Raw genomic sequence first — 9,516 nt, 5'->3', positions numbered from 1 at the left:
TTTGGCACAGGTTGTATCTTCTAAGGAATATTATTTAGATTTTTGTATTAAATATTCGTTGTATACGTAAGATTTTATTAGCGATCGCTCTCCAGGTGGGGTCATCTCACAAAATCGCATTGCTCCCGTGGGCAAGATACTGACAGGCTTCATCAATAAATAGAATATCATAAGCCTGTAAATCGTTCGCCATTTTATACAATGAGTCTACAGTAATACTCAGTGCTTTGGCTTTAGCCCAGTCACCGCAAGAGATAGCTGAGTACATTGCAGTTTGTAAGCGATCGCTAAGATTTTTCAGTAAAGTAACCCGATGCCCGTTGTTCAAAAAGCTCAAGTCTGGGTTATCTCTTCTAATCATTGCCAAAATTTCGGTCTTACCTGTTCCCATGTCAGAAGCCAAACCCACTAACCCCGATTGAGGCAGTGAGCGGATGACTGTGGAAAGATAGCGAGTATTAACGATAATATTAGGTTTGAATTTGCGAAGCCCCCTGGCACGATTCATGAAAAACCTTTGGTTTAACTCGCTGATTCTCAAGGCATCAGCAATCATGGTGGCGACGGCTTTCTCGGCTTTCTTGCCCAAAGCCACAACCCAATCGTCAATTCCTTTTTCTGGGCCAGGGAGTAATGCCACTTCACATTGACAGGCAAGTTGGAGAATAACTTGACAGGTGCGACGAGTAGCAGCAAAAACCTGCTGTTTGGTTTTGGCTTTAGTTTCGTAGTCGAAAAGGATAACGAATTTGCGACCCTTTTGCGCCATTGGGACTAAATCGGGGTGCAGGTATTCCAAGTCTTCCTTACCAAATCGACCGTTCCAGATTCCAGGGAGGGCGATCGCTACATAACCCAAAGTTAGGAGACAACCTGTCTTTTTTTCTCCCTCTGTAAGAAATACAGGGATGCAGGGGTGAACCATGACCCAAGCCCAAAACCCCAGTGCTTCACCATCTTCGGTAACGGTAATATGCTCTGGCATCGGCACGTCATAGCGCAGGGCAATCAACTTCCAGATGTGGAGGGGAACTCTGAGATAGGTGACACGGTTAGGGGTTTTTGGTGGTGATTCGTATTTGACAGGTTTTTGAGTTTGCTCGTTTGTAGTCTTGTCCCATTCGAGTCTTGGGCAATCGGGTTTCATCCTTCCCCAGTCCATCGGTAGCCAGTCATTGAGAGGGTCAAGTCCACTAACCCACCATGCGCCCGACTCTGCATGAGCATATCTTTTCAAGTAGCCATCACGCAATCGCCCATCGTTACGTCGGGCAGTTTGGGGGAGAGCGTATAAAAGGTACTCGTATACTTCCGAGCCACTGAGAGAACGTACATTTAGGGCAGTGAGTTTGGGGTCAACGGCAGAATTGACTACCCATTCATGCCAGTGGTTTGGAGCTAGCTGACTATTGGGATTTTGATGTGTATCAACGCATAGGCTCTTGGTAGGAGGCACAACGCTGGGGGAAATAAGAGGAATTGGGGTAAGGGGTAGAGAGTTTTTGGGAAGAACTCCCCCAAGCTCCCCTGCTTTTTCAAGTGGATCAATTATGTTGATCGCATTAGCAGCATCACCCTGGTCTGATGGCGGAGGCAAAATTAGATGATGTTTTGTCAATTCGTAATCGTCAATGATCAAATCAAAAACAGATGCAATCTCTTGTGCAGTTTCTTGGTTGAGAAGAGAGTAAGTGATTTTTTGACGAGTATAGGGTTGTCTTGATTTGCCGTAATTGGCATCTAGTAAGCGACGGCGTTTTGCTTCTCCCATGATTTAACTCCTTGAAAGTGAGTGAAAATGAATCGAATTGGTCTGATATTTTCAAAGGACGGACAGCGCAAAAAATCTTGATGAAGAAGAGGTATTGGTAAAAACCGAGGGGAATTTAAGGAATTTCCTGGTTGAGGCTCTTGAGATGTGTTCGGCAATATCTCCCCTTCTCCTACCCCCTACCAAGAGCCTCTTCTTTGAGCTTTAGTAGTACACACGAACTAGTTCACGGAATTATACATGATGAAAGAGAATCACAATTATTTCCCCCCGGTGTGTGGTCGAAATGTGAGATTAATACGTGTGCTAACGACAATGTTTGTTTTGGGAACTTGGTGAAGATGTGTAGACTGACAGCCAGGGTGCATTACAAGTAAGCTCCCGTGTTCCAGCCAGAAGTCGGTTGGTTTGCCATCTCTCGGTTTGATTTGGAATTTGCGAACACCACCGAGGCTTATGGAAGCGATCGCTGGGTTGAATCCCATCGATGGTTCATTGTCAGTGTGCCAACTAATCGAATCCTGGCCACTGCGGTATTGATTACCAATGACAATGCGAAATTTGTAGCCAGTCAGCGCAGTGATTCTGTCCCGCAAGTTAGCCAGATTGTCTGTCCAAGTAAGGGGTTTTAAGAACACGCTGTTGGAGTAAAGATAATCACATCCGGCATCACCGTAAATACATTCAAGGCGGGGGACGGACATTGTTTTACCCGCGATTCTGATTTTATTCTGCTGCCACTCCAGTTTCAAGCACCAGCTTCGTAAGCGTAGTACTCTAAGATAATTGCGATGGCGTACCCGCCCGCCGCAGGCATCGCAACATCTGGGATACCATTGGTTCTCCAGTCAGTTAGGTTCGCGGCATCAAAGGTTTGTTGCATAAGCATTTGAGCCAGTTTGGAGGGTTCCAGGTTCGCGCTCTCTAATGCTTTGCCGATAGCTTTATCACTAACCCCAGCCAGTCTTGCAGTTGCCCGAAGGCTAGCTTTCGCCTGACCATTAGCGTCAACTTCAATCTCTTCTTTAATCTGTTCGATGATTTGGCTGATTTCAATTTGCGACATAATTTTTCGTTGTGTAATTAGAAAGAATTAAACATTTACCCGCACCAAACTTTTTTCACCAACCAGTGAGAAACGATTTGATATAGTTGGTGTATTAATTAACGTTGGCGACATCAATTCAACAAGGTAAAACCAAGAATTATGCACTAGCGCAATCCCCAAAATCAGCCGTTGTTTTGTTCCCTTGTCGTGAGAACAGAGGATCACTCTTTCGCCCAAAACAAAAGCAGGTTTTTGCACTTTGATGGCTTCTAATTCTCCAGTCCCGATGATTTGGTTTTGTGTGGCGTGGCGGATTTCTTTTCCGCAATCAATTGAATAAATCCAACATTCGTGTTTCCATTGCATACCGCAGCAGTAGCCGAATGTTCTTGTAGTTCGCAGGAAAACTCTCTCCAGTAAATTGACTTCAACAGGTGGAATTGTTTGACCCCAAGGTGGAGAAAGATACCAGCTTGTTTGAAGTGCGTTAATGTGGTCAATCATGCTTTTCTCCCCAATAAGTAATTAATGGCTTCGGAGTCAATAGAAGCAATACGCTTTTTTAGATGTTGTGGGGGATTTTCAAAAAAGTTTTTGAGATGCCATCTCCGAACTTGATAACGTTGGTGCTACCTCCGCTTAATGCGGCTAACTGTTGTTGCCGGATGGAGATTTGTTGTTGATAAAACTCAATCTCTGCGGTGATTTCTGAGAATAATTCCTGTGGGGAAAGCGGTTGAATTTGAGACTCTTGAAAGTGGAACAATTCATCAGAGTTTTTGTTAGGCATCAGCGCATAACGCCAGCCATCACCGAATTGTTCAGCCAGTTCAGTACCATTCGGGTAGTAATAAAACCCCAGAATGATGCCTTCTTTAGTACGCTGTTCCAAAGCAAAGCGAGGGTAGCCCCAGTGTTGGGGGATTGAGATCGTGGGTTGCATATTGATTGGTGAATGAAAGGATTATTGAGGGGAAGGGAGAAAGGCTAAAGGAGAAGGGAATGAAGAAATTTACCTTTCCCCCTTACCCTTTAACTTTTTCCCAGATGAAGCCCAAGACTTACGCTGTGACTAACTCTGCCCTCTCCAGCAGCCGTTGCAATTTATCGCCAGTTAGCTGTTCTAAGGGTTGGTCTAAAAAATATTCATCAAAAATGGATTTGCCATCAGTAGACACGTCCACCATCGACAGCGATGTCTGCGACGGGCAAAGCCTACGCACTGCATCAAGCACCGAGTTAGAATACTGCTGCTGGACTGAATAACGCCTCTTCACCCACCAGTTACCATCAGTGCATCCGACTTGCCCCAGTTTCACGCCCTTGTTGTTGTAAATGCCATCATCAAGAATTTCAAACCCATAATTCTGGCACTCGTTGAAGATATGCGCCATGATTTGGTTTTCGGTCGAAGAGGAAGGCATGGGGGCAGAGGCGCAGAGGGGCAGAGGAGAAAGTTGTTGTAGGTTTTTCCCCTCTGCACCCCTGCTCCCCTGCACCTCTGCTTCTTTTTGCACAGGTAATGAGCCATCTTTATAGTGAGTGCAAATGAAGCGATCGCAACGCATTGGGGTATTCGCACGAAATACTTCTTTCTCGTTGACCATTACTACCCAGGGTTGCGTTAAGTGGTTGTTGTCATGGCTAATGCTGGCTACCAGTTGATTACCAGCGTAATATTCGTGATGGTCAAACGAGATTTCGACTATTGTGAAGGGTTCGGGAGCTATGGCTTGGGCTTGGTCAGTGATGTAGTTGTCGAGTTCGGCTTGGGCGAGGGCTTGTTCGTTAGCGACTTTCTGGAATTGGGCGGATTGGTGGCTGATGATTGCGTCTACCCAAGTTTCAGTGGCTCTTTTGTCTCCGGTGGGTGTAACGCCGTGTTCGGCAGCGATTCTTTTGAGGCGCGGGACGGTGTAACGAGAGAGGGCTTGCTGTGTGTATTTGGGATATGTCATGATATAGATTCCTGTAAAGGGTTCAAAAGACGACGCTTTTGCTTACCAGGCTTGGGGTGTCGTCTTTTGTTATTACTATAGTACCTACTATTAGTAGGTAAGACAATAGATAGTTATATGATAGTTAGTTATCTATTGAGCTACTTACAATAAATACTATTGATAGATAGACTACTAAAAGTAGGTTAATCTATTTATATGAATTCAACTCATGCCCGTGGAAGTAAGACTTAAAGAAATTAGAAACGAAAGAAGAATTTCGCAGAATGAGCTAGCAAGAAGACTTGAAATGTCGTTGGCTAATGTTCAGAAAATTGAGTATGGCAAAGCCAAATCAATACCTTTGGAGACATTAGACAAGTTATGCCAGATTTTGGAGTGTGAAGTTGGCGATCTACTAGTTCGCGTACCTGATAAGGATGGTGGAAGTTCTGAGAAGGAACAAAAAGTAGTTCAAGTAGCTGATGAAGTCAAAGAAGGCAAAATCAGCACACTCAATTCAAAAAGCACAAATGCAAGTGGGATGATTGCAGCATGAGTGCAATCGCTTTAAATTTAATCAAGCCTGTAGCATTAGCGTTGCTTTCTTGAAGTGGAGTAGGGCATGAGTACCAAGAAAAATTAGAGTCGCGGCACGCTGCAACAGAGGAAAGAGAAGTGCCGCAATATGGAAAACAAGTATGGTTGGAAGCTGCTATGGGTAGAGGTAAATGAGGACAAGAGCCTGAAAGTTAACTCTTCAAGTACTGTTCAAGAGGTGGAATTATGACTAAACCATCCTCTAAGCGCAAAAAAGCCACCTCTGCCACATCCAGGGATAGCACACCGCCAGATGATCAAGACCTTGAAGATATCTCCCAAGAAGAAAACCCAGCTACAGCAACAATTACAGTTACTGCTGTTGAAGTTCCAGAATTGACAGAGGAAGAACAGCGCGATCGCCTGCATCTAGAGCGGCGTGTGGAAAGAGCGTTCTTTGAAGCAGGGAAGGCATTGACTGAGTTACGCGATCGCAGATTATATCGTTCCACGCACAAAACCTTTGAAGAGTATTGCCGCGATCGCTTTGGCCATAATCGTCGCCAGTCTTATCTTCTAATGGATGCAGCAGTAATATTTGATAACTTAGAGCAAAAATGTGATCGGAACGATCACATTTTGCCGACGAATGAGTGGCAAGTTAGACCACTGTCCAAGCTTGACCCGGACATTCAGCCCGAAGCATGGGAGCAAGCTGTAGAGTCTGCCAACGGGAAAGTACCATCTCATCGCATCGTCAAAGATGCGGTGCAGCGCATCATGGAAAGGACGAAAGTACCCAATACCTACCAGTTAGGCGAGGTATGCCAAATTCTTGCCAAGGATAATCCCGAACTTAGGGGCAAGGGTGGCTGCTGGGGGATTGTCAGCCAAGTAAATGAGTTCAGTTGCACGGTGAAAATATGGGACGGCGAGTACGCCGTTGGGTTACAGCACCTGAAGTCTTTCAACTACCTGCCTGCTGAGTGTGAGCAGATGCAGGTAATTTGCGATCGCATTAATCGGGTGTATTCGAGTTCACTGGAGGAGACAGTCAAAAGTCTGTTGCAGTTATTGGGGAAGGTGAATCGCCCTTATCTTACGGCGGTGGAACAGAAATTGTTGACGCTTCTGGAGTCGGAGTATGGAAGAATACCCTGAACATTTTTGGCAATTTGGCATCCAATGGCTTTGGGTTGCAGTTTCAATGGAGATATCACCACAACGGGACAGCGAAGAAGTTGTATGAGGGATAGGGCAAAACTTTCCGCTTCTAGTGTACCGTTCTATGCCAGTTGTCAAAGGAGTGCTGTAGAAACGCTCTACAAAATTGATACAGCGCTCAACAGAGTTCAGTTAAGGCTCTACAACTGGCTAGAAATGAATAAAACCAAATAGAACCTCAGAAGATGAAAGATGTCGATAGCTGGCATTTCTCTAGGAGTGATTGCTCGTCTGCGATCGCATCAGTCGAGTGTATTCCAGTGCGTTAGAGAAGTCTGTTCAAAAGTTTTTGGAGTCGTTGGGGAAGTTGAAGCGTTCTTATTTAACTGCTTTGGAAGAAAACTGGTGAGGGTTATGGAGTCGGAAATCAGAGACTAATGTAACAAAAAACTATGTAAATAACTTAAGATTCTATAATAATTCTACCCAAATGCTTGAGAATTCTTAAAACTCCAGATAAATTGTTAAAATATTGCGATCGGGTTGCAAAGAGATCAGAAATACCATATTGTTTACCCAGGGTTTTGACAAATAAATAGCTGCTACCATTGGCAATCATGCCATACAGAGGTTGTTCTGGGTTTGGATGAATCGCCATGTAAGCTAATGTCTGGGGAATCGCTAATTCTAAATCAAAAGTCGTCTTTTTTGACTCAATTAGCACAATCCATAATTTACCTTGCAGAACTAAAACATCAATTCTGCCCCGTAAAATCTCATCATTATCTCCTTCTGCAACAATATCAACGGATACCTCGGTTTTAAATCTGTAAGGTGCTTGATAGAAGCCTGCAAGTTCAAGTAATGGTGATAGCACGACCATTTTGACAGTTTCTTCTAAAAGACTTCCATCTGAGATTTGGTAGAGATAGTTTTGTCGAACTTGTTCTAATCTTGTCTGCTCTGCTTCACTTAATGCTGGTAAATCTGCCATCCATTCGGTAAAAAATTGATTATCACCACTTAGGATTAACCCCAGTTTTTCCTCGACTTGGCGAAGGGTAGTAATTTTTTCTGCGATGGCTATGCTTATGGTCATGATTAAATTTACACTACTTGACTAATATCAGGATAATTTAATTTAACCTATAACAGTTACTACAAAAGAGGGCTTACCAAGATGCCAAAAAAGAATCAAATCTTTTATAAGGATAACGTCAAAGTAGAAAGTTCTCTTGGTTCGCGTATTTTGCAAGGACTAACCGAAGCGGAAATTTCCCAACTACTCGATAGTTTATTTGCTATTTTATCTGATGAACAGCGCCAAACGGCTTTTGCTCAACTTGAAGCAGATACCCACACAACTTTGATTCAAATAATTGCTCCATCGCAAACAGGTGAACAGGCAAAAACAACCAAAAGACAAGCAACTTCTTTAGCGAAATTAGCTCAAACGTGGTCGGATTTATGGCGAGAATGGAATGAAATTATTACCGAAGCGTCCCAGTCAGAGGGGAAATACATAGTCCAAGAGGAAAGCTGGGAAGAACCCTACTTTGATGATTGTGCTTTGGTTGAAGATTTAGAAGCAGTTGCACAAAAGATGAAACCACTGCTGGAAACGGCTTTTACAAATAGTTTTAGTTACGCTCATGGCTTTGCTGCCAATCTATTAGAAGCAGAAAGCGAAATCTCCGACGGTATAGCCGACTGGATGGAAATTCGTGATGGGATTAATTTGCAACCAACCATAACCCATTGCTTGTTGGAATGGGAATGGTTGAGAATACAAAAACAAGGGCAAGATGCTTTCAAATTGGCTAAACAAATAAGAGAGTGGGAAGAAAAAGTTTTCCACATTAGTTTAGATGATGATGCTGTTATCGATTTCTTTTCAGATTTACCCGACGAGCAAAAGAAATTGGTTTTAGCTGGGATGACTGCCGAACGAGATAGTTCCCTGTGGAAATATGACCTAGAGAATACCTTTTCTTATTGGCATCTGTTTTACATGGAAGTGCTACGTCAATTTGCAACCCCAGAGATATATTTGAACAATCTCCGGGCTACTATTTCCCAGGAATGGCAAAATGGTTTACCTGTAATTGAGGATTTGTTGGCTAAACAGGAATATAGAGAAAGTCTTACAGTGATTCAAGAGACTTTGGATGCGTTATTAAAAAACAAACCTGACTTGAATCCCTGGACACCGGAAAACTCGCTGCTATTTGTTGCTGTGGGTGGATTTTCTTACGAGCCTGGGAATTGGGAAAAAGAAAAAACTTTACTTCGCTATTATCAGCAAGCTGTTCGAGAATTGGGAGAAATCGAATGGGTGAATGCTTTGTCAATTCAGCATATTACTTTTGAATGTTGTTATGACTGGTCGAGTATGTTCAAAGCTTTTACTGAGATACCAGTTAATAAAGATACTCACAAAGCCTTGTTTACATCTTGGCGTGAATCAATAATTAAACGTGGTACACCATACAGATATTCATATTTTTATACAAATCAAAAACCCGTAGATACTTGGTGGTTGCATTGGTTGCTCGATAGTATTACAAGTAAGGAAAAAGGACATACTTGGTTTAGGCAACAAATTATCGAGTGGTTGGAGAATTTACCTGGAGATGAAGGACAACTGGGTGGGGAATATAGTATTTTACATTTGTTAACAAAAGATTTGACTGAGATAAAGTATCAGGGAAAATCCCCCTATCCTAAGTTTTATGAGATTGTGATTCTACCAAACCAACTATCAACACGGGATGATATTTCTAGGAGAATGTATCTCCAAGAATATGCGCCCCCTGATTTGTGGGAAAGAGTGATGGCTTATTGGCAAGCAAATTTACACAACTTTGTACCTAGACCGGACTCGTCTCAAAGCTCGGATTATACGAAAAATGCACAATGGATGTCTGCTTTGAAGGAGTTAGCACCGCAGAGTTATGATAGTTTGTTGTCCCAATGGAAAGTCCAGCATAAGCGACGACCTAATTTGTGGAAAGCGATGAGAAATTTGGGATTGGATTGATGTAAAGCATTAAGCT

General features: G+C 43.1%; 11 protein-coding genes. 4 read left to right on the top strand and 7 right to left on the bottom strand.

What is annotated here, in order from left to right:
- Nucleotides 1-106: 106 nt before the first annotated feature.
- The 6 genes from CDG79_RS36850 to CDG79_RS36825 all read right to left on the bottom strand — a co-directional run bounded on the left by CDG79_RS36850 (nt 107) and on the right by CDG79_RS36825 (nt 4,777).
- Nucleotides 107-1,771 (bottom strand): DUF3854 domain-containing protein, encoded by a 1,665-nt coding sequence (locus CDG79_RS36850; protein ID WP_094346505.1) that lies wholly within the window; start codon nt 1,769-1,771, stop codon nt 107-109.
- Nucleotides 1,772-2,031: 260 nt separating this feature from the next.
- Nucleotides 2,032-2,475, bottom strand: a complete 444-nt coding sequence (locus tag CDG79_RS36845; RefSeq protein ID WP_094346507.1) for an alpha-ketoglutarate-dependent dioxygenase AlkB family protein — start codon at nt 2,473-2,475, stop codon at nt 2,032-2,034.
- Nucleotides 2,476-2,519: 44 nt separating this feature from the next.
- On the bottom strand, nt 2,520-2,837 hold the full coding sequence (locus CDG79_RS36840) for a hypothetical protein (RefSeq protein WP_189525260.1): 318 nt from the start codon (nt 2,835-2,837) through the stop codon (nt 2,520-2,522).
- A 27-nt stretch (nt 2,838-2,864) separates the two neighbouring features.
- The gene (locus CDG79_RS36835; RefSeq protein WP_094346504.1) at nt 2,865-3,323 is read right to left on the bottom strand and encodes a DUF1392 domain-containing protein; all 459 of its coding nucleotides are present in this window, start codon (nt 3,321-3,323) and stop codon (nt 2,865-2,867) included.
- A 58-nt stretch (nt 3,324-3,381) separates the two neighbouring features.
- Nucleotides 3,382-3,762: a hypothetical protein gene (locus tag CDG79_RS36830; protein WP_094346503.1), complete on the bottom strand. Its 381-nt coding sequence runs from the start codon at nt 3,760-3,762 to the stop codon at nt 3,382-3,384.
- Nucleotides 3,763-3,880: 118 nt separating this feature from the next.
- The gene (locus CDG79_RS36825; protein WP_094346502.1) at nt 3,881-4,777 is read right to left on the bottom strand and encodes a hypothetical protein; all 897 of its coding nucleotides are present in this window, start codon (nt 4,775-4,777) and stop codon (nt 3,881-3,883) included.
- A gap of 211 nt (nt 4,778-4,988) precedes the next feature.
- Between CDG79_RS36825 and CDG79_RS36820 the strand changes: the two genes are divergently transcribed.
- The 3 genes from CDG79_RS36820 to CDG79_RS43085 all read left to right on the top strand — a co-directional run bounded on the left by CDG79_RS36820 (nt 4,989) and on the right by CDG79_RS43085 (nt 6,898).
- Nucleotides 4,989-5,315: a helix-turn-helix domain-containing protein gene (locus CDG79_RS36820; protein ID WP_094346501.1), complete on the top strand. Its 327-nt coding sequence runs from the start codon at nt 4,989-4,991 to the stop codon at nt 5,313-5,315.
- Nucleotides 5,316-5,542: 227 nt separating this feature from the next.
- On the top strand, nt 5,543-6,457 hold the full coding sequence (locus CDG79_RS36815; RefSeq protein ID WP_094346500.1) for a hypothetical protein: 915 nt from the start codon (nt 5,543-5,545) through the stop codon (nt 6,455-6,457).
- 255 nt (nt 6,458-6,712) lie between these two features.
- Complete coding sequence (locus tag CDG79_RS43085) at nt 6,713-6,898, top strand: hypothetical protein (RefSeq protein ID WP_189525259.1); 186 nt, start codon at nt 6,713-6,715, stop codon at nt 6,896-6,898.
- Nucleotides 6,899-6,923: 25 nt separating this feature from the next.
- Here the strand turns inward: CDG79_RS43085 and CDG79_RS36810 are convergent, their stop codons facing one another.
- Nucleotides 6,924-7,559, bottom strand: a complete 636-nt coding sequence (locus CDG79_RS36810; RefSeq protein ID WP_094346499.1) for a type I restriction endonuclease — start codon at nt 7,557-7,559, stop codon at nt 6,924-6,926.
- An 81-nt stretch (nt 7,560-7,640) separates the two neighbouring features.
- Here CDG79_RS36810 and CDG79_RS44485 point away from each other — a divergent pair, with 81 nt between their 5' ends.
- Nucleotides 7,641-9,500: a hypothetical protein gene (locus CDG79_RS44485; RefSeq protein WP_223278571.1), complete on the top strand. Its 1,860-nt coding sequence runs from the start codon at nt 7,641-7,643 to the stop codon at nt 9,498-9,500.
- Nucleotides 9,501-9,516 lie beyond the last annotated feature (16 nt).

It is taken from the genome of Nostoc sp. 'Peltigera membranacea cyanobiont' 232, assembly GCF_002245985.1.
In the GTDB taxonomy this organism is placed as follows: Bacteria; Cyanobacteriota; Cyanobacteriia; order Cyanobacteriales; family Nostocaceae; genus Nostoc.
Note: the sequence above shows the minus strand (reverse complement) of the source record. Positions and strands in the feature narration are given on the sequence as shown.